Genomic DNA, 21,170 nt, shown 5'->3' with positions numbered 1-21,170 from the left:
TAATTTTGCAAAGGATGAATACTAAAATCTTACTTTTATCGTTTATAATTGCTTTTTCCTTCTCAGGCATTCTGTTTGGGCAGGAAAACTACAGGACTTTGGTTCATGAAGGGAACCAAAAATTTGACGGTAAAGACTATGATGGAGCATCTTCAAAATATATGGAGGCCGCAAAATCCAATGACAAAGATTTTACGGCGCATTACAATTTGGGGAATGCCTTATATAAAAGTAAGAAGTATGAAGAAGCAAAGGAAGAGTTTGAAAAAGCACAGCAGTTTTCACAGACACTTCCGGATAAAGCGGCGGCACTTCATAATTTAGGCAATAGCTATATGCAGATGAACCAGCCGGAAAAGGCTGCAGATTATTATAAAAAAGCTCTTAAGCAAAATCCGTATAGTGAGGCCACCAGGAAGAATTATGAAATTGCCAAGTTAAAGGAAAAAGAAAAACAACAGAAAAACCAGCAGAACAACTCAGGAAAAGGTGGTGGTGGTAATGATCAGAACAAAGGTGATGATCAGAAAGGCGATAAAAAAGATCAGAAGCAGGATCAGGGAAGTGGTCAGCAAAACAAAGGTAAAAGTGACCAGGGCAATGATCCCCAGCAAAAACAGGACAATGAAGGTAAAATGCCAAAAGACCTTGAAAATGCAATTCTAGATAAAATTAACGAAAAAGAAAAAGAAACCGCCAGAAGAATTTTAAATAAGAATTCTTATTCGATGCCTGAAAGCAACGAGAAAGATTGGTGATGCAGCATAAATTGATTTACATATTGCTTATTCTGGCATCCGTAATTACTTACGGACAGGTAAATCTTAGCCTTGATGCTGATAAAGCTGAATATGCCGGTAAGGATATTGTTAATCTTACAATCATTTTAGAACTCAACGGAAGTGATCTTGTACAGCAAACAGGGTTTCAGCTTCCGGATCTTTCGAAATTCAATATTATCGGAAGCGGATCGGTTACCAATACAGTGATTGATCCTGCTACCAATACACTGATTACCCAGAAAGTATCCAGAATAGCCCTTGAACCTAAGAAAAAGGGAAAAATAAAAATCGGATCGGTACTGGTTACTGTCAATAATAAAATCTATAAAACAGAACCTTTTGATGTCAATGTCAAAGAATTTGTAGAAAAGAAATCTTTAGCCGGGAATACTTCCAATGACGTCTATCTGAATATGGAGATAGAAGACAGAGAAGTATACCAGGATCAGCCTACCATTGCTGTTCTGAAGGTGTATTCCCGAAATATGGATAATCTTAGAAAAGTAAAAAATATCCATCTTCCACAGCAGGATAATATCAATGTGCACCCTATTAATTTTAACAGGTCTGAAATAGATCCGACGAATTCCGGAAATATGGCTTCCCAGATTCTGGCAATGTTTATGGTATTTCCAAATGAAGCAGGATATGTAGAAGTTCCGGGGGTGTCAGCCTCTGTGAATTCTCATTCCAATAAAAATAAAATTCTTTCCAATAAGATAAGACTTACTGTAAAAAAACTTCCGGAAGGAGCTCCTGACTGTTTTAAAAATGCAGTGGGAAACTTCAATGTAAGTGTTTACAATGCCTCTAAAGAGAAGCCTGAGGCTAAAAAGCCAATGAATATTGTGGTAAAGGTTTCAGGAGAGGGAAATTTACCGGATATGGTACTTCCAAAAATTGCAGCGTCTCCGGATTATGAAATTTTTGCCCCTAAAATCACCTCTAAAGTATCCCCAGGAACAACGGGGATGAAAGGAGTAATTTTGGCTAACTATGTTATTATTCCTAAAAAATCGGGAGCAATTTCTATAAAAACAGAACAGTTTGCTTTTTTTAATCCTGAGAACAAAGAATATATCGATCTTGGGCAGGAAACATTGGCCTTGAATGCATTTTCTCATGAGCAGGTTCTTGAAGCCCGTTCTACGGTAGAGAAAGTAAATGAATATACCAATAATCTGCTTGAAACGGTAAACACTCCGGTTTTAAAGACCACTTCATTTAAAGTAAAAGAAAAAAGTAAATTCCATTGGAATATTCTCTTCACCAATATTGTGATCCTTTTGGGGTTATTTGTTGCTTACCTGTTATTTAAGACTTGGCAAAAAAAACGTACATTAGTTAGGGAAAATGCACCGTCTAAATCTTTAGGATCAGTGGCCGAAACAGAAAGGGAAATCAAGGAATTGCTGAAAACGGATATTAATGACTATTTCAGCTATCTTGAAAATCTTAAAGATAACGGAGAATACGAAAAGTTCTTTGAAACAATGGAAGAATTGGATGAGGAAGTAAGAGCTCAGTATTTTCAGGGCTCTGTCAGCGAGTTTAAAACTTTTCTTGAAAATCACAAAGGTTCTTCTTTTGCAGAAGACTACGGAAAACTTCAGCAGAAAATTCAAATTGAAAAATATTCTCCTGTGAAATCTGTAGAAGGACTGGAGGAACTTTTGAAAACAATTGTTAATTTATATTCACAAATTAGCAAATAGTTAATTTATTTTCATATTTTTGCGAAATTTTTAATTACAAAGAGATGGAAATTTTTGATGGTTTCTCTATTAAAGAGGTCGTTACAAGCTTTATGGTTCTTTTCGCCGTTATTGACATTATCGGTTCAGTTCCTATTATAGTAAGCCTTCAACAGAAGTTCGGGCAAATTGAAGCTGGAAAAGCTGCAATTACTGCCGGCCTTATTATGATTGTTTTTCTATTCGTAGGAAATAAGATCCTTAAACTGATTGGAGTAGACGTGAATTCCTTCGCCATTGCCGGAGCTTTTGTGATTTTTGTCATAGCCCTGGAAATGATTTTAGGAATTGAAATCAATAAAACCACCGAAGCAAAAGCGGCATCCATTGTTCCCATTGCATTTCCGCTGGTTGCAGGTGCCGGAACACTGACTACCGCGCTATCTCTCAGAGCTGAATTCCATGATATTAATATTATTTTAGGAATTATTCTTAATACAATTTTCGTATATTTGGTGCTTAAATCAGCGAAATGGCTGGAAAGGAAAATAGGGGATGCTACATTGATGATCCTTCAGAAAGTTTTCGGAATTATCCTGCTGGCAATTTCAATTAAATTATTCACCGCAAATTTTGCCCAGTTGGTGCTGAATTATGTTAATTTTTAGAAATTATGAAGAAGTTTTATAAAGTATTTTTAGTACTATTTATTGTATTCATTGCCATTAATCTTTACGCTATAGATTGGCAGTCAGATGTTTTATCAGAAGAGAGTGATAACCTGAAGTTTGTATTTTCTGCGGCAGCAGCTTTTATTGGGCTTATTTTGCTTTTCGTTATGGATACGTGGAGCAGAATCGGAGTAAAGAAATAACTCAGATAACTTATATTTAAATAAACAAAACCTCTTTCAATCTGAAGGAGGTTTCTTATTTCTATTTAAATTCTTTATGTTTTTTATGAAGTTGCCAGATTTTTAAGAATGGCTTCAGACTTCAGTTCTGTTTCAGTCCATTCTTTTTCCGGATTGCTCTGAGCGGTAATTCCGCCACCGACAAAGACATGTACAGAGTCTTGATAAAGTCTTGCACATCGCAGATTTACAAAAAACTGTATACTTTCTTCAGTTTCAATTTTAATGTAACCGGCATATAATTCACGGGGAAACTTTTCATACCTCTGAATATTTTCAATGCAGAAGTCTTTAGGAATTCCACATACTGCCGGAGTAGGATGAAGATCCCGGATAAGGGTATCAAGGTCCTCAGGCTTTATATAAGTCCGGAAATCTGTACGAAGGTGTTTGATGTTGCCGGAAATATGATCGTAAGTTTCTGACTGCTGTACATTGCCGGAATAATTTGTAAGGATATCCTGAATATAGGTGGTAACGGGTTTTTGTTCTTCAACCTCCTTTTCGGCCCATTCTTCTGAAACCGGTAGCGTACCCGCCAGTGCCATGGTTTCAAATTCATAGGTTTCCTTATTGAATTTCCCTAAAACTTCAGAAAAAGCACCCATCCAGGCATTCTGTCCATCATTAAATAAATACCTGAATGCATTCGGATAAGAGGTGCACAGGTTTTTAAAGCTTTCTGTGAGATCAATCTGATCAAAGTTCCTGAATATCTTTCTTCTTGAATAAACCAGTTTAGGAAGTTGGTTTTTTTTTATCACCTCAATCACATTGTGAAGACTATGGATATATTCTTCCTTCGTTTCTTCTTCAAAATGGGTTTGATCCTGTAATAAGGGATTGTTTATAAGACCGGTTGCAATCTGCTGCTCTTCAGCCTCAGTAATTTCACCTTTAAAACTTACCTGTTGCAGTTTGTCAAAAGAATAAAAATTTATGGAATTTATATTCTGATTTTTATCTGTGGAATATAATTGTTCGTCAAAAGGAAATTTGAAATAAATCATTAGCTGTGGATAGATTTTGAAAATCACCGCCCGGAAATATTATAGGCAATTCCCACGTTGATTTTCCTTTCTGCAAAGGTATTATTAGTCTTAAAAATGTCAAAATTAAAAGAGCTGTTTTTTAAAGAAATATTCTTTACTTTATATTCCGGTACTCTGAAAAGTTTGCAGTAAGTATATAAAAAAGACTCAAAAAAATTGAGTCTTCTATTTTTTTATTGATATTCCTTTAATCTATTTCAGGATAATAGCATTCGTCATCGTCGTATGGTTGATGAGTACTCCTTTTTCATCCCTGATCTCAATTTCTGAAACATGCATGGTTTTTCCTTTTCTGATAAAGCGGGCAGTAGCGGTTACAAGCCCATCTTTCTTACTTCTCAGATGATTGGAATTGATATTAGTTCCCACACCATAGTATTTGTTCCCGTCTATGAAAATATTAGACAGGCTTGACCCTAAGGTTTCAGCCAATACACAGCTGGCTCCTCCATGCAGGATTCCAAAAGGCTGATGGGTTCTTGGAAGCACAGGCATTGTGGCCGTAAGGGTTTCATTTTCGACATCAATGTCGATGAATTTTATTTCCAGTGTTTTTGCCAGGGTTTCGTTTCCCCAGTTATTCAAAAACGCCAATATTTCTTCTTTATTCTGACCTTTCATTGTATGTTGATAATTTGCTGTTGATGATACTTATTCCCCCATAATATTAGGATTCCAGTTAGCCGGAATTTTAGGACCAATATCATTTTTAATGTAATAATCCTGAATTTCCTGCATAATCTCTGAAAAAGGAGCAGATGCAAGCCTTTCATAAGGAATGGTATAGCCCAGGTAAACAATATTTCTTTTGAAATCTCCCGCTGCCAGTACAATAGGAACTTTTGCTGCCAATGCCATGTGATAGAAACCTTTTCTCCATTTCGGAACCCAGCTTCTTGTTCCTTCCGGGGTAATAACCAGGCTGAAATCTTCTTTTGCAAATTGATTCGCTACAAAGTTGACCAGATCATTTTTTTGAGTTCTGTCTATACCGATACCTCCAAGTCCTCTTACAAGGCTTCCATACCATGCCTTGGTGTGGGCATCTTTAATAATGATCTTTAATGGCTTCCCTAAAGACCAGTAGGCAAGATTTCCTAAAATGTATTCCATATTATGGGTATGTGGTGCCACCACAAGGATACATCTGTTCAGGCTGTTTACATCGCCCTGCAGAACGACTTTCCAGCCCAATAATTTTAGCATTAGTCTGCCTATCAGTTTTTTCATAGATTCTTGGATTAAAACAAAAAAGTATAACCAAACTTTGGTTATACTTTACAAATATATTGAAATATTATCGCTCTTAAAACAAACCGTTGATTAAATCTACGATTTTCATAACAAATTCCAGGGCAAATTGTATCATGATAGGGGTGTGTTTTTTGTTGGTTGGTTATTATATTTTAATACTACGAAAGTAAAGCTTTTTTTTCACATAGGAAACTAAATAATATGATATTTTTTCTTTTCTGAGAGAAGAAGAGTGTGAATTTCAAACGGTTGCTATCCACTCACACCTTCTCGCACTCTCTGAAGTTAATTATTTAGTTTGTATGGAAATTTCGTTTTTTCCGTCTTTGATCTTGATGTCTACATCTTTGTTCAGTTTTTTGATGTCGGACGTTACAGAATCAATTACTTTTTCAGCCTGGTAGTTTGGAACTTTTTTACCATTAATGATCACACTGTCTTTATCATTAGGATCATAGTTTATTGTAGAACCGTTTACTGTAATCTTATTTTTTTCGATTCTTATACCATGCTGGTTCTCATCTCTGTCCTGATCATCATCATTGATGCCGTCACCATCCAGATCCCCATCGAAGTTGATGCTGTCTTTTTTTAATGGAATAACAATTGCTTTTTGAGGAACTACCAGTTCATAATTTACTCTGTAGTCTCTGAATCTGTGTTCATATGGATACTTAACGTAGTTTGGAAGTATCACTTTGTTATCAACAACCTCTACCGGTACCGTTAACTGAATAGGGAAGTTATAGCCGTTTCCTTCTTTTTTAATGATCAGATAAGGGGTTTTGATATCCGGTTTTCTCGTTACGTCTACAGAAATATAATCTTCTTCATAAACGAATCTCTTATCAGAATAAATATCATCATCATAAGCTTTGAAGTTTTGTGGGATGCTTACCTGTTTTACATCTAGATAAACGGTGTCAGAATTGGTATTGATAGCTACATTTTCTGTGTCTTCTTTGCTGCCTCTGTAGATCAGGTTTTTCTTTGCCATACTTAATCCAAAGTAAGTTCCTAATCCGATTAACAGAAGAAATAGTCCACCTATTACCCATCCGATATTTCTCAGCTTAGTTTTTGGAGAGAATATTTTAATGCTTAATAAGCTAAAGATAATAGCCGGGATTAAGCTTCCGATAACCATTATAGCTGCCAATACCTTATCAAGGCCGTTATCATCCATATAGAATCTGATCTGATTGGCACCAGGGAAATCTGTATCCATTCCAAAAAGGCCAAAGACTACAAATACTCCAATAATACTTCCTACAGCCATCAGCACAAAGATTCCGCCCACTATATATTTAAAAATATTCCAGACTCCGCTTCCTGCGTTGTTGATATAAGGTTTGTTTTCGTTATATATTTCTCCGACTCTCTGAGTAGATTCATTAGCAAACTGTACTAATTTATTAGACTCATTCTTAAGATTGTCGAAGTTCATAGGCTTTCCCTGCATTTTCAGGAAATCTGCTGCTGTTTCAGCTTTTGGAAGAACGATCCAAAGGATAACATATAAAAGTCCGATCAATGAGGAAGAAATAGCTGCGGTAAAAATTCCTAAGACGAAAATTCCTAACCAGATGGCTCTCATAGCCGTAATATCCATTCCTACATATTGTGCTAAACCTGCACAAACTCCTGCAACCTTTTGCTTCTCAGGATCACGGAACAATTGCTTTTTATCCGTATAATTGGAACCTGAGTAGTTATTTTTATTTGTTGTTTTTTCAGAAAAATAAGCCTCTTCCTGCTCTTCTATTTTTTCCGGAGTTCCGATCTGTGCGATTACTTTTTCTACATCAATATCATTAATCACTTCACGTTTTCCCAGAGAATCTCTGAAGATCTCTACCATTCTTATTTCTATGTCGTGCATTACCTCATCTACTTCAGAAGCATCCAGTGAGCTTCTAAGAGCGTTCAGGTAATCGCTGAGCTTTATATATGCGTGTTCTTCTATGGTAAAAGAAAAACCTGCGAGTCCTATTGAGAGTGTCTTGTTCATAGCTTTGTTTTTAATGTTGTTGAGTGATTTGGCTTACTGACGCTGTCAGTTCATTCCAGGTGTTTTGAAGTTCATTCAGGAAAAGCTTTCCTTTTTCAGTGATCTGATAATATTTTCTGGGTGGTCCTCCTGTAGATTCTTCCCATCTGTAAGAGAGAAACTCTCCATTTTTAAGCCTTGTCAGAAGTGGGTAGAGGGTTCCTTCCACAACATCCAGTTTTCCTTTTTTCAGTTCATCTATCAGATCAGAAACATACATTTCGCGATGATTGATGAGACTTAGAATACAGAATTCCAGAATTCCTTTTCGCATTTGCGCTTTGGTATTTTCGGTATTCATCTTTGATAAGTTTTTGTTAATTGGTTATATTTTAGAATATTGCTCCTAGCTAGATGAGCTTATTCCGATTTTACATTACAAAGATATGTAATTAAAATGGTAATATGCAATACAAAGTAGTGTAATTTTTAAAATAAAACAATTAAATAATTGATAATCAGTATTATAATTTTTATTTATCGAGTTGTTAAAAAAGGAATGAGACCAGAATAGTCCCAAAAATGGTAAATAAATGAAGATAGGCTGAATAGAAATGGAGGTGTTCTATAGCAAATCTTGAATAAAATTCATTCTTTATCTACGGCCAAGAGATTTTGAAATGGGCGTTATGATTTGTATTTTTGTTGTAATAATTTATAAAAAAACACCTAAATCTATTTGCTATTACTATGAAAATTTTGAATTATTACAGAAGTTTATCTGCATGTATTCTGCTAGGCCCTTTATGTTTTGGACAATATCAGTTTGAAGTTAAAGAAGTATCAAAGAACTATAATAATGCTATTATTAATATTGAAAATTGCTTTGATGAGCAGTGTAAAGACAGGGGAACAATAGAACTGTATGACAATAAGAACACCAAAGTTCAGACTTTTACTTCCGAAGATCTGGTATTTTATTTAAACAAAGGTCAAAAATTGGTACCCGGAAAAATGATTCAGCTGACCCATGAGGAAAGTCCTTTCATTATTGATGATTTTAACTTTGACGGAACGGAAGATATAGCTATTAGAAACGGAAATAAAGGAAATTACAGTAGTGCATCCTATGATGTCTATGTATTTAATAGTACCAGAATGGCATTTGTGAAAAGTGAGGAGCTTACGGAAATTGGCTCCAATTATTTTGGATTATTCGGTGTAGATGCCAAGCGTAAGCGCCTTGTTGCCACAGGAAAATCCGGATGTTGCATGATTTTTACTACAGAATATCAAGTAATTCCTAACAAAGGATTAGAAAAGGTATTGGAAAGGGAAGAAGATATGACCAATGAAGACCGTGTAAAAGTGATTACCAGGGAAAAAATAAATAACAAATGGGTTACCAGAACCAAGGTATATCCGGCAGGGCAATATAATAGATAAATAATACAATGAAAATTCAGAAAGAAATCGATTTTATCCTGGCAGTAGATGCTTTGAAAAACGTACAAAGAAGAAATTATAATGCAGATGATTCAAGAAGGGAAAATACTGCAGAACACTCGTGGCAGATTGTTATTCTTGCACAGATTTTATATCCTTATGCAAAAAACCGTGCTGATATTGACCTCCTGAGAGTTATCAGAATGCTTTCCATTCACGACTTGGTTGAAATTGAGGCTGGCGATACTTTTCTTTTTGATGAAAAAGCGATGGTTGGCAAGTTTGAAAGGGAAAAAGTTTCTGCTCAAAAGATCTTTGGAATTTTAGACGAGCCGTTACGTTCGGAGTTTTTCAATTTATGGCTGGAATTTGAAGAAGAAATAACGCCAGATGCTATTTTTGCGTGTGCTATTGACAGAATTATTCCTTTTATCCTCAATTCACATACCTCAGGAAAAAGCTGGACAGAAGCCGGAGTTACGGAAAAACAAATTAGAAGCATGCTTGAAAATGCCATCTGCAGAGCTTCTGATGAGATGGGAGAGGCTTTTGAATTATTGCTGACCAGAAGTCTGGAAACCGGAAAAGTGATCAAATAAAAGCTTAGTTCTTACTATAAATAGTTTCGGGCGGCCAAAGGCCGCCCGAAACTTTATAATTATAGGATTTGGATTGGCTTTTTGAATTCATCAATGGCTACAAAAGTAAAGTCGCCAATGATTGCTTTTTCTCTTTCGTAAGAATACATCTGTTCCGTGTAGATCTCTACATTGACCTTCATACTGGTTTTTCCAACGTAGGCAACCTTTCCGATCAGCTCAACGATAGTTCCGGCAGGGATAGGTTTTTTAAAATCAATTTTATCACTGCTTACGGTTACCACTCTTTTTCTTGCAAATCGGGTAGCAGTAATGAAGGCTACTTCATCCATCAGCTGCATAGCCGTACCTCCAAAAAGTGTATCATAATGATTCGTTGTATTAGGGAAAACCGCTTTAAATATTCTGGTTTCAGATGCTTCAATTCTTTCTTCTGTAGTCATATTTCATTATTAATTAAAGCGAAATGAAATACTATTAAAACAACAGAATAATAACAGGAATCCAAGAAATCCCTGAAAAAATCCATCAGATCAATAAACTTCATATCGCGAAAGTTTTTTGTTTAAGAAAAAGGCAGGTCTCCTGACTTGTAACATCTTTTATCCCCTTCCCATGCCCCGCACAGTGGATCTTAATAAAAGACTTCAGTTACTTACAGTTGCGCGACAGTTCGTGATTTTCACACGATTCCCTTTTTAATCTGCTGTTAGGCAGAACCTATTTCCATGATGAATAAGCGTTAAACTTTTTCGGGGCAAAAATAATGAATTTATTCCGGATTATGGTAAATAATCTGACTGATCACTCTTCCTTTTTTAATGGTCCAAAGACTTGTATATCTGTATTCTCCTGAACCATTGATCATATAAAGAAAGATATTGTCGTTATCTAAAGAGGTTACCGCCACATTATTGAAATCCATGGTGGGCTGAAACATGTTTTTGATAGCTTCCCTTACAAAAACAGAACCTCTTCCAGGCTGCTGAACCCTGATTGATTTAATTTCGGTCATGCCTTCAGGGAGATCATTGCCTATTCCCCATGGCTTTACTTTATCGATAGTAAGGAGTTTTCCATCAGCATCTTTCTCCTTTTTACGGTATCCGGCATTGGATGGGTAAATATCAATAACTACTTTACTCCTTTGGGCTGTGGGGATTTTAGGGTCAGAATTATCGGTGAAAATAAGCGACTTTCCATTCTTGGATTTGGAAGGTGTATACTGGGGAAGCTGGTCAATATAAGCAATACGATCTTTATTTACCATTCCTTCCTTATCAAGAGTTTCATACCTTACAAAAGGCTTTTCCTCGTCCTGTTTTTCAGGATATTTGATCCAGATCCATTCCGTTTCTCCCGGCGCCGGCTTTACATAAACAAAAACATCCCCTTTACGCATACGGATCTTATCTACAATCTTCCTGTAATTATCCTTATGTACGCGTACATTGGCATATCCTTCTTCAGCTTTTACCACTCCAAAAGGAACCTTATTCTGGCCTTTAACCAATGCTAAAGAGAAAATACTAAATGCAGATAGATAGAATGCTTTGCCTACTGAAATCATTATAATAAATTTTTGATCCCCAAATATATAAATTAAATGCTTTTCGGAAGATAATTATACTGTTGCAGTTCTTTTAAATCTTGTATTTTCTTTAAATGAGAGTCTGAAAGAAGATATACATTATCTGAAATATCTAATACATCCACATAATGATGATCTGAAATAATGAAACCTTTATTCTCAGATTGGATCTGGAGAATCATTTTAAGCTTATCAATAGCTTTTGGAGAAAGATTGTGAAACGGTTCATCCAGCAGTACAAAGTCTGCTTTAGAATGGATAATCAATAAAGCTTCAATAAGCCTCAGTTCTCCTCCTGAAAGATTTTTAGGTTTTTCATTGAGAAAGGGACTGATCAATTCTGAAGTAAGAAGATGATCGGTATCTTTCTTGTCACAGAAAAGAGGAATCAAATGTTTAATCTTGTTATTTTTAGGTAAAAATGAATGTTGAGGAAGATAAGAGATTATACTTTTCCTGTCTGACAGTTTTTTTAAAACTTTACCTTGACATCGTATAAACTGGGAGTCGCTGCTGATCACTCCAAAGATGATTTTTAATAACGTTGATTTTCCAGATCCGTTTCTCCCCAAAAGTCCTATAATCTGGCCCTTCTCACATCCAAGATAAATATCCTGTAGGATTTTCTTGTCTTTAAAAGATTTTGTGACACTGTCAATATGAAGCTTATTCATAAGAACTGAGTGATGAATTTTATAATTAAACTTATTAAAACTGTTGTGATCCAAAGAAATGACCTTGAAAACCCAAAATTAGCATAAAAGTAATATTCATTCTTAAACCTTAGTTCATAAATAAAATAATGAAGAACAGGTAAAATTAAAAGAAAACTGAGCCCGAATGCTTTAGAACTGAATGGTAATAGTAAAGACAAGACTAAAGAAAATAATATGGTAGCGGGTATTATTTTTTTGTAAAAAATCCAGAGAACAGATAAACTTTTAGTCATATCTCAAATATATCATTTCTGGTTAAAAAGAAGAAGGAGAAAATTGATAATTATAAATGAACTTTCATTACCCTTCAAAAAGAATTTAAAGATAAAAAGAGTATTTTTAATAACACCCTTTTTATCAGATATGTAATTTAAGAGCTGGAATTATTTTTAGCGGCCCATAAATAGTCTCCGGATTATTTTTCAGGAAAATAAGAAATAAAGTACAAAAAGAAAGAGAGCATCTCATGATGCTCTCCATTAGTTATTTTAGATTAATTTTCAAATTCTCAAATTAACGCATTCTCCAATTGATTAAATTCTTTCAAGTTCCTCCGCATCAATAGTCGTTTTGAAAGTTCCGTAATTGACAATTACTTTGTTTCGGGATATTTTCTCAATCGTCCCTACACTGGTACTTCCTGTGATGCGGACACGTTGTCCCACCTTCATCCAAACAGCACGGTCACTTTTACGTTTTTCCTCCAGTTTTTCATTGGTTTCAGCAATTTTTTCAATCACATCTTCCTTTTTAAGCTGTTGGGTAATCTTCCTCTTAACCACCTGAAGACGTTTTGATTCATCTTTATCAGCGCCTATTTTTCTGAACTTTTCCTGTTCCAGAAGCTTTACAAAATCCTTTACAACATCTTTCCTTGATTTTCCTTTTGTATAGCTGTCTATGAACGCCTCAATTTTGTTTCCAAACTGAAGTTTACGGTGTTCCTCTTCATAGAGCTTCTGGAAATTAAAGAGCTTTTGCTGAAGCTGTTCATTCAGTTTCTGAAGATTATCACGCTTATCTTCTACAGATTCTTTTCTTTCGGCAAGGTCAGATTTCAGCTTTTCAACCTCAAACTTTTCCTGCTGCAGCTTCACAATGGTCTTATCAAGATTCACAATATCATGTTCCACTTTTTTCTTTGCCGAATGAATAATGAATCTTGGAATTCTATTCTTCTCAGCAACTTCGAATGTGAATGAACTTCCCGCCTGTCCCACTTCCAATTTATACATGGGTTCAAGGGTTTCTTCATTAAAGAGCATAGCTGCATTTTCAGCATTGGGAAGTTGTTCTATCACCAGCTTAATGTTGGTATAGTGAGTGGTAATAATCGCAAAACTTTTCTTGTCGTAGAAATACTCCATAAAACTTTCTGCCAAAGCACCTCCCAGTTCCGGATCAGAACCTGTTCCGAACTCATCAATCAGTAAAAGAGTATTCGCATCAGCCTCACGGATGATCCCGGACATTTTTTTCAATCTTGATGAATAGGTGGACAGATGATTTTCAATAGATTGGTTATCGCCGATATCAGTCATCATTTTCTCAAAGAAAAACATTTCAGACTTCGGATGAACAGGAACCAGAATACCACTCTGAATCATCAGCTGTAATAATCCAACTGTTTTCAGCGTAATTGATTTTCCACCGGCATTCGGGCCGGAAATACAGATAATTCTGTTGTGTTCCGTTAAAGCCAGAGTTTGAGGATAGATTGTTTTGTTTTCTACCTTATTTCTTAACCATAATAACGGATGGAAGGCATCCCTCAACTTTAAGGTTTTATGGCGGTTTATTTTCGGTAATACCCCGTTAATTAAATCTGCAAACTTAGCTTTAGCTCTTGTAAGGTCAAGATCAAAAATATAGATCTGATATCTCCACAGCTGAGGCTGAAACTCTGCCAGCTCACCAGTAAGTTTTCTCAGAACCCTGTCTATTTCTTTTTTCTCTTCCTCTTCACTTTCACGAAGCTTGAAGTAATGCTTTACAACACTGTCCGGCTGGATATAAGTAATGGAACCTGTTTTTGAAATCCCTAATGTTCTGCCCGGAACCCTTTTTTTGAAACCCGATTTTACGGCAAGAACCCTTTGGTCATCAATAATAGTCTCCCTGATATCATCCAAAAAATCACTTTGTCCATAGGTGGTAAGCGCACGGTTGAAATTTTCCTGAATGGCTTTTTTAGCATGCTGGATCTCTGTTCTCAATTCTTTTAAAGCGGCAGAAGCCTCACTTTTTACTTCGCCAAAACGGTTGAAAACTTTATCTACTTTCTCAATAATCTCTTTCTTAAACTCCAGTACAGAAACATCTTCTATAAGGGTAGGGAAGGTTTCCGGCATGGTAGGGAAGAACTTCTGAAGCCTTCCTATTTGTTCCGTGATGGTTTTGATTTTAATGAAAGCACTGTTTTCAAGACGGTAATTTTCAATCAGCATTAATTTCAGCTCATTTTCAATATCTTCATACTCATCAAACGGAATTGCATTTGAACTTTCAAAACTCGACAGATACTCTGATGTTTTTTTCAATGAAAGCTCTGCCTCGTCTATTTCCATCGGACGAAGTTGAAGAATTTTCTCTCGTGTTTTCGGAGAATACGCAAGGGGGGAAATTTCCGCGAGTAATTGCGGAAACTCTAATTCGTCTAAATCTTCTTTATCTATATACACACTGCAAATTTAGTGAGAAAATGTGAATGTAATACGGTGGTAATTTGAAAATGAGCTAATTTGAGAGATTGACAATAAAGAATGAGAAAGGTTTTTCTGATAAAAGTTTTTAATTAATGATGAGTTTAATACATTTGAAGGATGAAACTGGAAACCGAACGATTCATTTTAAAGGAAATCAATGAAAACCATGTAGAAGATATTTTACGGATCCGGAGCAATGAGCTGATTAATCAATATGTTAGAAGAAACTCACCCAAGACCAACTATGACGCTTTAGAATTTATTTTAAGCATCAGGAAAAGAACTCAGAATAAAGAGATCATTTTCTGGGGAATTTCTTATAAAAACCAAAAGAACCTTATTGGAACTATCTGCCTGTGGAAATTCTCAGAAGACCGGAAAACTGCGGAAGTAGGATATGAGCTGCTTCCCGATTATCATAAAAAAGGAATTATGAGTGAAGCATTGAAATCCGTTTTAAATTTTGGATTTAATGACTTAAATTTACAGGAAATTTTAGCTTTCACCAGTAACCAGAATGAAAATTCCAAGGGATTACTTTTAAAGCATAATTTTGTTTTAGAAGAAAACAAAACAGACGAAAAGAATCCTGAAAATGTTATTTTTAGTCTGAAAAAAGCCCTTTAGTTTACCAAAAGACAGTGTTTTTTGATAAAGCAAGAATAGTAAATAATCAAATGAACTCATTATCAAATTGAATTATGACCTGGACAGAAATTTTAGCCCCGATAAAGAATACAGAATACTTTAAAACCCTATGGGAAAAAGTGAAAAATGAATATGCAACTACTAAAGTTTTTCCTCCTAAAGATCAAATTTTTAGAGCGTTAGAATTAACACCGTTTGAAGATATTGAAGTGGTGATCATTGGGCAGGATCCTTATCATAATGACCATCAGGCTAATGGACTGTGTTTTTCTGTTTCCGAACAGGTAACTGCTCCGCCTTCCCTTAAAAATATTTTTATCGAATTAAAAGATGATCTTGGAGTGGTAAGAACTTCTAAAGAATTGGATGACTGGGCAAAACAGGGGGTACTGCTGCTGAATGCAACATTGACCGTTCGTGCCCATACTCCCAATTCTCATAAAGATCTCGGTTGGGAAAAGTTCACTAATTTTATCATAAAAGAAATTTCAGATAAAAAAGAGAATGTAGTTTTTGTACTGTGGGGTGCTTTTGCACAGAAAAAAGCCGAACTTATAGATCCGGCTAAGCATTTTATTCTGAAATCGGCACACCCATCACCATTTTCTGTATACAGAGGTTTTTTTGGAAGCAAGCCTTTCTCAAAAATTAATGAATATCTTGTTTCCAAAGGCAAAAAGCCTATTTCGTGGTAGTCCCTGATGGGCTTTCAGTCGTTTTTATGGTAATCCCGATTTTGTATTTTCCAATCGAAGCTTTTAATCCATCACTTGCCGCTTTAGGATAGGGGGTAACTTCCTGTAATGTAATAGTATATCCGTTAAAATCTGCCGATTGATGATAGTTTCTTGCAGGATGATCCATACTGGCAAGGTTTAACAATACAGGCCTTGTTGTGGTACCCATTACTTCTACCTGGGCAAGAGCGACCCCGGCCCAGATGCAGTTCACGCCTTCAGGACAGCGGCTGTCTTCTGAAATACCTTTAAAGGTCACATTCATCTCATATTCTTTAAGGAATTTATTTTCCCCTTCATTGAAGTAGATAATATCTCCTTTTTGATCTGAAGTTTTGGTGCTGGAACTCATTTCAGAAGCTTTTGTTTCTGTTTTTGTTTTCTTTTGGGCATCGCATCCTGTTAATGCGAGTATTCCAAGACTGAAGATAAGGACTTTATGGAACATAGTTTCTTTTTTTATTTAAATAATAGTAAGCATATTGAGTAATACCACCAAAAACATTGCCACACCTACTACAAAACTGAAACCCGTTCCGTAAATGAACCCAATAAAGGCTCCTTTGGTGGATTGCAGGGCTTTGTTCATGTCTTTACTGTCATGAAGTAATTCTCCAATAAATACTCCGGCAAACATCCCGATCAGAAAGCCTAACGGAATAGGGATGAAGATTCCTACAATGGTCCCGATGACAGAACCAATGCTTCCCCAGCGTGTTCCTCCGTATTTTCTGTTGGTTTTTGCAGGAATTACATAGCTCAATACCACTGATGCGGCAGTAAGAATTCCAAATGCCCAGATATAAATCATCGAAAGATCTGCATCAGTCCCGAATTTATAAATCAAAAGTCCGCAGATACTTAATAGCAGCCCTGGAAGAACCGGAAGAAAAGTTCCTAGAATTCCGACAAACAGCAAAACAAGGCAGAGAATATTAATAATTGTGGTATCCATTCTTAAAAAAATATAGATGCAAGATAAAAAAAGTGGCCTTATAAAAAGCCACCTTTATATTTTAATTGAAAATTTTATTACAGTGTCCCGTCCTAAAATAAGATGACATATTCCAGGATAAGACCTGCTTTCCCCATACTTCCTGTTGTATTTATTTTGATGAGCTTAGTTTTACCAATTGTGATAAATAATTGATAGTAAAACATTAAAAGTGTAATTGTTCTTAGTATTGTCATTTAAATAATATTATGTATAGTCTATTTTCCTTTTATCATTAAGGATTCTGTAGAGTTATTATTGATGGAGCTTTTTTACCGGATATTTGCTGAAGAATATTTTTTGGGATGAAAATTGATGATGAATAGTAAAAATCGTCATTCTTATTTTATAAATTTGCTGTCAATGAAAGATGACCTACAAGAAACCAAAAACTATTTGCAGGAATTAAGCGAACAGTTGTATAATTATATCACCCAGATTTCTCCCACCGGGTTGGACTGGATTGTTCATATCATCGTAAAACTGGCATTGCTTTGTGCTGTATTTTTGATTGTAGACTTTGTTTTTAAATTTGTCATCAATTTTATCTTCCGTTTATTTCATGACCAGGTAAAATTTCCGATTCTAAAATCTATATATCAGTCTAAAATTACCAATTCAGTAGCTCACTTTGCTGCACTGATTATCGTAGGAGCATTGCAGGGCTCTATATTTCCTGAAGGTGTTCTTCCAAAAACAACAATTTTTATTATAAGAAGTGTTAATTTGGGGCTGGTAATGATACTTGCCGGAATGCTTTACAGATCGCTCACTGCATTCCGGAATTATTTTGCAATCAAGCAGGATTTTTATAAAATAATGGCCTTGAATGCCCTTTCTGAAACCGTGAAGATCCTTGGGATTTTTATATTTACAGTAGTAGGGATCTGTGTGGTTTTTGGAATAAAAGGAACTACCATTGTTGGAAGTTTGGGGGCAATTACAGCTGTTTTGGTACTTGTTTTCAGAGATACCATTCTGGGATTTGTAACGGGACTTCACGTAGCGACTTCCAAAAATTTAAAAGTGGGTGACTGGGTAAGTATCCCAAAATACAATATGGAAGGAAATATTACTGAAATAAGCCTTTTAACAACAAAAATCACCAATTTTGATAAAACGGTTTCTACCATTCCTACCTATGATCTGTTGACCACAGAAATCAAGAACCTTCAGGTAATGTCTGAGTCCAATACAAGAAGAATAAAGAAATCCATTTACTTTAATATCAATTCTTTTAAGTTTCTGACAGAGGAGGATATTGAAAGACTGAAAGAAGTGAACCTTATTTCAGGGTATCTTAAAGAAAAAAGTGCTGAGATCAAAAAGGAAAATTCAAGCCTTGAACATCAGGATAAAGTAGTGAACGGAAGACAGCTTACCAATATCGGGGTTTTCAGATATTATGCCCAAAAATATATAGAAAACGAACCTGATGTGGATAAAGACGGAACGAGAATGGTTCGTCAGCTGGATATAACTCCACAGGGGCTTCCTCTTGAGGTTTATTGCTTTGCCAACGATTCCAAATGGGAACGTTTTGAACAGATTCAGGCTGATATTTTTGACCACTTGCTGGTTGCTTCAAAAGAATTTGACCTCGAGGTAATGCAGGTAAGTAAAGTATAACAATGAGAAACTGGAAAGTAGAGACCAATTAGTCTTTAGAATCTTAATAAAAAATAACATTAAGAGCTAGAATCAGAGGTTAATAGTACAATAATATTAGTCTGACATCTGAAGTCTAGCGTCTAACATCTTACATAAAAATGACAAAATTAAGCGTAAACATTAATAAAATTGCGACGTTAAGAAATGCAAGGGGTGGTGAAACACCTAGTGTTACTGAAGCTGCTGTAAAAATTCAGGAATTTGGGGGACAGGGTATTACAATCCATCCAAGACCGGATGAAAGGCATATTACAAGAAAAGATGTCTATGATTTGAAACCACTGGTTATCACCGAGTTTAATATTGAAGGAAACCCACATCAGGATTTCATTGATATGGTATTGAAAGTAAAACCGGAACAGGTAACATTGGTTCCCGATGCTGATGATGCTATTACTTCTAATGCAGGATGGGATACAAAAAAACACCTCGATTTTCTTACAGAGATCATTGCAGAATTTAAAAATGCAGGAATCCGTACCTCTGTTTTTCTGGATCCATTACCTGAATTGGTAGAATATGCCGCAAAAACAGGAGCAGACAGAATTGAACTGTATACTGAAGCCTACGCTAAAAATTATGTAACCAATAAAGAGCAGGCCATCAAACCTTATTATGATACAGCGGTTGCAGCTACAGAATTTGGACTGGGAATTAATGCAGGACATGACCTAAGCCTGGATAATCTGAAATATTTTGCAGATCATATCCCGAACCTGCTGGAAGTTTCCATCGGGCATGCTTTAGTTTCTGAAGCACTTTATATGGGATTGGAAAATACAGTTCAGGCTTATTTAAAGAGGCTGGCTAAGTGGTAAAAATAGATACAAGATGCTAGATGTGAGATTTTAGACCAAAGTATTGTGTCTGAGCTGCTCATCTGGAATCTGATATCTGAAATCTATTATCTTAATAAATATGGAAATCTTAAACTCAAAAATATTCGGCGAAAGCTTAACAACTACGCCGCTCCTGGTATTTCACGGATTGTTTGGAATGCTTGACAACTGGGGAAGCTTTGGAAAAGACCTTGGTGAATATCTTCCGGTACATCTGATTGATCTTAGAAATCATGGCAGAAGCTTTCATTCGGAAAGTATGTCCCATGATGATCTGGCAGACGATATTGCCCGTTATATGGATCATTATGAAATTCAGAAAGCGCATGTCTTAGGACATTCTTTAGGGGGGAAAGCTGTAATGCAGTTTGCTTTAAAATATCCTGAAAGAGTAGAAAAACTCATTGTAGTGGATATTTCTCCCAAAGCTTATCCTCCGCACCATCAGGGAATTATAAAAGCACTGGAAACGGTAGATTTCGATACGGAAGGTTCAAGAAATGATGTTGAAGCAGTTCTAAGCCAATATATCCCGGAAAAGTCGACCATTCAGTTTTTAACAAAAAATCTGTATTGGGATGATAATAAGAAGCTAAACTGGAGATTCAACCTGAAGACCTTATCTGAAAAATATAACGAATTTGTCTCTAATGCAGTTAAATTTGGGGTTTTTGAAGGCGATACTTTATTTATTGCCGGTGATAAATCCAATTATATTCTGCCACAGGATGAATATGGTATTAAGCAGCAGTTTCCTAAGGCGACTGTGGTTACGGTAAAAAATGCAGGACATTGGGTGCAGGCAGAAAATCCTGTGGATTTTGCAAAAGTTGTCAAACAATTTCTTGGATTGAATTAAAACTATTCATCGTTTTTGTTATATATGTTAAAATTTTATTAAAATAATTAATTATTTCTCCATGAGTTGAATTTTTTTGTACTTTGGTTTATCAAAAAAATAAAATTTTTAACTTATGGAAAACAAAAATTCAAAGAAGAAGCCATTTTTCGCATCTTTCTTAGAAAAACAGCTTAAAGATCCTGAAACAGTGAAAGGAGGGGCTATTACTTCAGTAAGTCTGGATAATGTTACTTCGGTTATCAAGGATTCTATTACTTCAGCACTTGAAGATAATGTATCTCTTCCGGGGCATGATAACGTAACGATGAAATATCCATCCGACAGCGATGAATCAGGAGATGAATTATAATTCAGATCCAAACTATCATTATATCAATTCCCAAAAATAAAATTATAACTTATGGAAAACAAAAATTCAAAAAAGAAACCGTTTTTCGCTTCATTTCTAGAAAAACAACTTAAAGATCCTGAAACAGTGAAAGGAGGATTAGAAATCACAATTCCTGAAAGAGATGTGATTACAAAACCGGTTATCGACACTGTAACATCCGCACTGAAGGATATGGAACACACTATGAAATACCCTTCTGATGGTGATGATGATTCTTTAGAAGTATAAGTAATAGAACAGAACAAAACTATAGTAAGGGGAAACTTAAAACATTAAGTTTCCCTTT

At 35.6% G+C, this 21,170-nt stretch carries 25 protein-coding genes and 1 riboswitch; of the genes, 13 read left to right on the top strand and 12 right to left on the bottom strand.

Annotation, left to right across the window (positions count from 1 at the left end; translation table 11 throughout):
- The first annotated feature begins 14 nt into the window (after positions 1–14).
- Genes MP478_RS05870 through MP478_RS05855 form a run of 4 tightly spaced genes read left to right on the top strand, consistent with a single transcriptional unit; the run spans position 15 to position 3,350 of the window.
- A complete protein-coding gene (locus MP478_RS05870; RefSeq protein ID WP_230041012.1) occupies positions 15–758 on the top strand; it encodes a tetratricopeptide repeat protein in 744 nt (247 codons plus the stop codon).
- Positions 758–2,497, top strand: a complete 1,740-nt coding sequence (locus tag MP478_RS05865) for a BatD family protein (protein ID WP_257192103.1) — start codon at positions 758–760, stop codon at positions 2,495–2,497. The genes MP478_RS05870 and MP478_RS05865 overlap by 1 nt, the downstream gene beginning before the upstream one ends.
- A gap of 44 nt (positions 2,498–2,541) precedes the next feature.
- The gene (locus tag MP478_RS05860) at positions 2,542–3,144 is read left to right on the top strand and encodes a MarC family protein (protein WP_230041010.1); all 603 of its coding nucleotides are present in this window, start codon (positions 2,542–2,544) and stop codon (positions 3,142–3,144) included.
- A gap of 5 nt (positions 3,145–3,149) precedes the next feature.
- On the top strand, positions 3,150–3,350 hold the full coding sequence (locus MP478_RS05855) for a hypothetical protein (protein ID WP_047487286.1): 201 nt from the start codon (positions 3,150–3,152) through the stop codon (positions 3,348–3,350).
- A gap of 83 nt (positions 3,351–3,433) precedes the next feature.
- Here MP478_RS05855 and MP478_RS05850 read toward each other — a convergent pair whose 3' ends face one another.
- From MP478_RS05850 to MP478_RS05830, 5 genes are all read right to left on the bottom strand, one after another.
- Positions 3,434–4,399 carry a chorismate-binding protein gene (locus MP478_RS05850; protein WP_257199885.1) on the bottom strand — a complete coding sequence of 322 codons (966 nt, stop codon included), beginning with the start codon at positions 4,397–4,399 and terminating at the stop codon, positions 3,434–3,436.
- Positions 4,400–4,633: 234 nt separating this feature from the next.
- Positions 4,634–5,062 (bottom strand): PaaI family thioesterase, encoded by a 429-nt coding sequence (locus MP478_RS05845; protein ID WP_230041008.1) that lies wholly within the window; start codon positions 5,060–5,062, stop codon positions 4,634–4,636.
- Between the two features lie 30 nt (positions 5,063–5,092).
- Complete coding sequence (locus MP478_RS05840) at positions 5,093–5,671, bottom strand: 1-acyl-sn-glycerol-3-phosphate acyltransferase (protein ID WP_230041007.1); 579 nt, start codon at positions 5,669–5,671, stop codon at positions 5,093–5,095.
- A gap of 313 nt (positions 5,672–5,984) precedes the next feature.
- Positions 5,985–7,706: a PspC domain-containing protein gene (locus tag MP478_RS05835; protein WP_257192109.1), complete on the bottom strand. Its 1,722-nt coding sequence runs from the start codon at positions 7,704–7,706 to the stop codon at positions 5,985–5,987.
- A 10-nt stretch (positions 7,707–7,716) separates the two neighbouring features.
- A complete protein-coding gene (locus MP478_RS05830) occupies positions 7,717–8,046 on the bottom strand; it encodes a PadR family transcriptional regulator (RefSeq protein WP_047487297.1) in 330 nt (109 codons plus the stop codon).
- Positions 8,047–8,435: 389 nt separating this feature from the next.
- Here MP478_RS05830 and MP478_RS05825 point away from each other — a divergent pair, with 389 nt between their 5' ends.
- Positions 8,436–9,131: a hypothetical protein gene (locus MP478_RS05825; RefSeq protein WP_257199884.1), complete on the top strand. Its 696-nt coding sequence runs from the start codon at positions 8,436–8,438 to the stop codon at positions 9,129–9,131.
- Between the two features lie 8 nt (positions 9,132–9,139).
- Positions 9,140–9,730, top strand: a complete 591-nt coding sequence (locus MP478_RS05820) for an HD family hydrolase (protein ID WP_230041004.1) — start codon at positions 9,140–9,142, stop codon at positions 9,728–9,730.
- A gap of 59 nt (positions 9,731–9,789) precedes the next feature.
- Here the strand turns inward: MP478_RS05820 and MP478_RS05815 are convergent, their stop codons facing one another.
- The 4 genes from MP478_RS05815 to MP478_RS05800 form a co-directional block, all read right to left on the bottom strand.
- The gene (locus tag MP478_RS05815; RefSeq protein WP_047487307.1) at positions 9,790–10,173 is read right to left on the bottom strand and encodes an acyl-CoA thioesterase; all 384 of its coding nucleotides are present in this window, start codon (positions 10,171–10,173) and stop codon (positions 9,790–9,792) included.
- A gap of 114 nt (positions 10,174–10,287) precedes the next feature.
- Positions 10,288–10,469: riboswitch (cobalamin riboswitch) on the bottom strand.
- Positions 10,470–10,502: 33 nt separating this feature from the next.
- Entirely contained in the window at positions 10,503–11,300 is a 798-nt protein-coding gene (locus MP478_RS05810) for a hypothetical protein (protein ID WP_257199883.1), read from the bottom strand.
- Between the two features lie 32 nt (positions 11,301–11,332).
- Complete coding sequence (locus tag MP478_RS05805) at positions 11,333–11,995, bottom strand: ATP-binding cassette domain-containing protein (RefSeq protein WP_257192117.1); 663 nt, start codon at positions 11,993–11,995, stop codon at positions 11,333–11,335.
- Between the two features lie 575 nt (positions 11,996–12,570).
- Positions 12,571–14,718, bottom strand: coding sequence for a DNA mismatch repair protein MutS (locus tag MP478_RS05800; RefSeq protein ID WP_257199882.1), 2,148 nt, complete (start codon positions 14,716–14,718; stop codon positions 12,571–12,573).
- Between the two features lie 141 nt (positions 14,719–14,859).
- Between MP478_RS05800 and MP478_RS05795 the strand changes: the two genes are divergently transcribed.
- The gene (locus tag MP478_RS05795) at positions 14,860–15,369 is read left to right on the top strand and encodes a GNAT family N-acetyltransferase (protein ID WP_257199881.1); all 510 of its coding nucleotides are present in this window, start codon (positions 14,860–14,862) and stop codon (positions 15,367–15,369) included.
- Between the two features lie 74 nt (positions 15,370–15,443).
- Positions 15,444–16,085, top strand: coding sequence for a uracil-DNA glycosylase (locus tag MP478_RS05790; RefSeq protein WP_230041000.1), 642 nt, complete (start codon positions 15,444–15,446; stop codon positions 16,083–16,085).
- On the opposite strand, the gene MP478_RS05785 is transcribed toward MP478_RS05790, so the two are convergent.
- From MP478_RS05785 to MP478_RS05775, 3 genes are all read right to left on the bottom strand, one after another.
- Positions 16,072–16,575: a hypothetical protein gene (locus tag MP478_RS05785; protein ID WP_257192121.1), complete on the bottom strand. Its 504-nt coding sequence runs from the start codon at positions 16,573–16,575 to the stop codon at positions 16,072–16,074. The genes MP478_RS05790 and MP478_RS05785 overlap by 14 nt on opposite strands.
- Before the next feature lie 15 nt (positions 16,576–16,590).
- Positions 16,591–17,082 (bottom strand): DUF456 domain-containing protein, encoded by a 492-nt coding sequence (locus MP478_RS05780; RefSeq protein WP_230040998.1) that lies wholly within the window; start codon positions 17,080–17,082, stop codon positions 16,591–16,593.
- Between the two features lie 92 nt (positions 17,083–17,174).
- The gene (locus MP478_RS05775; RefSeq protein WP_257192124.1) at positions 17,175–17,318 is read right to left on the bottom strand and encodes a hypothetical protein; all 144 of its coding nucleotides are present in this window, start codon (positions 17,316–17,318) and stop codon (positions 17,175–17,177) included.
- 166 nt (positions 17,319–17,484) lie between these two features.
- Here MP478_RS05775 and MP478_RS05770 point away from each other — a divergent pair, with 166 nt between their 5' ends.
- From MP478_RS05770 to MP478_RS05750, 5 genes are all read left to right on the top strand, one after another.
- On the top strand, positions 17,485–18,750 hold the full coding sequence (locus tag MP478_RS05770; RefSeq protein ID WP_230040997.1) for a mechanosensitive ion channel family protein: 1,266 nt from the start codon (positions 17,485–17,487) through the stop codon (positions 18,748–18,750).
- A gap of 140 nt (positions 18,751–18,890) precedes the next feature.
- Positions 18,891–19,610: a pyridoxine 5'-phosphate synthase gene (locus tag MP478_RS05765; RefSeq protein WP_230040995.1), complete on the top strand. Its 720-nt coding sequence runs from the start codon at positions 18,891–18,893 to the stop codon at positions 19,608–19,610.
- A 100-nt stretch (positions 19,611–19,710) separates the two neighbouring features.
- Positions 19,711–20,490: an alpha/beta fold hydrolase gene (locus tag MP478_RS05760; protein WP_257199880.1), complete on the top strand. Its 780-nt coding sequence runs from the start codon at positions 19,711–19,713 to the stop codon at positions 20,488–20,490.
- A 115-nt stretch (positions 20,491–20,605) separates the two neighbouring features.
- Positions 20,606–20,842, top strand: a complete 237-nt coding sequence (locus MP478_RS05755; RefSeq protein ID WP_257192128.1) for a microviridin/marinostatin family tricyclic proteinase inhibitor — start codon at positions 20,606–20,608, stop codon at positions 20,840–20,842.
- A gap of 51 nt (positions 20,843–20,893) precedes the next feature.
- A complete protein-coding gene (locus tag MP478_RS05750) occupies positions 20,894–21,112 on the top strand; it encodes a microviridin/marinostatin family tricyclic proteinase inhibitor (RefSeq protein WP_257192129.1) in 219 nt (72 codons plus the stop codon).
- Positions 21,113–21,170: the final 58 nt, after the last annotated feature.

The organism is Chryseobacterium sp. WG14 (assembly GCF_024586945.1).
Lineage (GTDB): Bacteria > Bacteroidota > Bacteroidia > Flavobacteriales > Weeksellaceae > Chryseobacterium.
The sequence above is the reverse complement of the archived record's forward strand: the minus strand, read 5'-3'. Positions and strand labels throughout refer to the sequence as shown.

Excerpts from the sequence above, each read along its gene's own strand:
- MP478_RS05835 (WP_257192109.1), bottom strand. The coding sequence starts at position 7,706 with ATGAACAAGACACTCTCAATAGGACTCGCAGGTTTTTCTTTTACCATA.
- MP478_RS05815 (WP_047487307.1), bottom strand. The coding sequence starts at position 10,173 with ATGACTACAGAAGAAAGAATTGAAGCATCTGAAACCAGAATATTTAAA.
- MP478_RS05820 (WP_230041004.1), top strand. The coding sequence starts at position 9,140 with ATGAAAATTCAGAAAGAAATCGATTTTATCCTGGCAGTAGATGCTTTG.
- MP478_RS05775 (WP_257192124.1), bottom strand. The coding sequence starts at position 17,318 with ATGACAATACTAAGAACAATTACACTTTTAATGTTTTACTATCAATTA.
- MP478_RS05785 (WP_257192121.1), bottom strand. The coding sequence starts at position 16,575 with ATGTTCCATAAAGTCCTTATCTTCAGTCTTGGAATACTCGCATTAACA.
- MP478_RS05855 (WP_047487286.1), top strand. The coding sequence starts at position 3,150 with ATGAAGAAGTTTTATAAAGTATTTTTAGTACTATTTATTGTATTCATT.
- MP478_RS05805 (WP_257192117.1), bottom strand. The coding sequence starts at position 11,995 with ATGAATAAGCTTCATATTGACAGTGTCACAAAATCTTTTAAAGACAAG.
- MP478_RS05760 (WP_257199880.1), top strand. The coding sequence starts at position 19,711 with ATGGAAATCTTAAACTCAAAAATATTCGGCGAAAGCTTAACAACTACG.
- MP478_RS05780 (WP_230040998.1), bottom strand. The coding sequence starts at position 17,082 with ATGGATACCACAATTATTAATATTCTCTGCCTTGTTTTGCTGTTTGTC.
- MP478_RS05750 (WP_257192129.1), top strand. The coding sequence starts at position 20,894 with ATGGAAAACAAAAATTCAAAAAAGAAACCGTTTTTCGCTTCATTTCTA.
- MP478_RS05860 (WP_230041010.1), top strand. The coding sequence starts at position 2,542 with ATGGAAATTTTTGATGGTTTCTCTATTAAAGAGGTCGTTACAAGCTTT.
- MP478_RS05810 (WP_257199883.1), bottom strand. The coding sequence starts at position 11,300 with ATGATTTCAGTAGGCAAAGCATTCTATCTATCTGCATTTAGTATTTTC.
- MP478_RS05765 (WP_230040995.1), top strand. The coding sequence starts at position 18,891 with ATGACAAAATTAAGCGTAAACATTAATAAAATTGCGACGTTAAGAAAT.
- MP478_RS05825 (WP_257199884.1), top strand. The coding sequence starts at position 8,436 with ATGAAAATTTTGAATTATTACAGAAGTTTATCTGCATGTATTCTGCTA.
- MP478_RS05770 (WP_230040997.1), top strand. The coding sequence starts at position 17,485 with ATGAAAGATGACCTACAAGAAACCAAAAACTATTTGCAGGAATTAAGC.
- MP478_RS05795 (WP_257199881.1), top strand. The coding sequence starts at position 14,860 with ATGAAACTGGAAACCGAACGATTCATTTTAAAGGAAATCAATGAAAAC.
- MP478_RS05850 (WP_257199885.1), bottom strand. The coding sequence starts at position 4,399 with ATGATTTATTTCAAATTTCCTTTTGACGAACAATTATATTCCACAGAT.
- MP478_RS05790 (WP_230041000.1), top strand. The coding sequence starts at position 15,444 with ATGACCTGGACAGAAATTTTAGCCCCGATAAAGAATACAGAATACTTT.
- MP478_RS05755 (WP_257192128.1), top strand. The coding sequence starts at position 20,606 with ATGGAAAACAAAAATTCAAAGAAGAAGCCATTTTTCGCATCTTTCTTA.
- MP478_RS05830 (WP_047487297.1), bottom strand. The coding sequence starts at position 8,046 with ATGAATACCGAAAATACCAAAGCGCAAATGCGAAAAGGAATTCTGGAA.
- MP478_RS05845 (WP_230041008.1), bottom strand. The coding sequence starts at position 5,062 with ATGAAAGGTCAGAATAAAGAAGAAATATTGGCGTTTTTGAATAACTGG.
- MP478_RS05840 (WP_230041007.1), bottom strand. The coding sequence starts at position 5,671 with ATGAAAAAACTGATAGGCAGACTAATGCTAAAATTATTGGGCTGGAAA.
- MP478_RS05865 (WP_257192103.1), top strand. The coding sequence starts at position 758 with ATGCAGCATAAATTGATTTACATATTGCTTATTCTGGCATCCGTAATT.
- MP478_RS05870 (WP_230041012.1), top strand. The coding sequence starts at position 15 with ATGAATACTAAAATCTTACTTTTATCGTTTATAATTGCTTTTTCCTTC.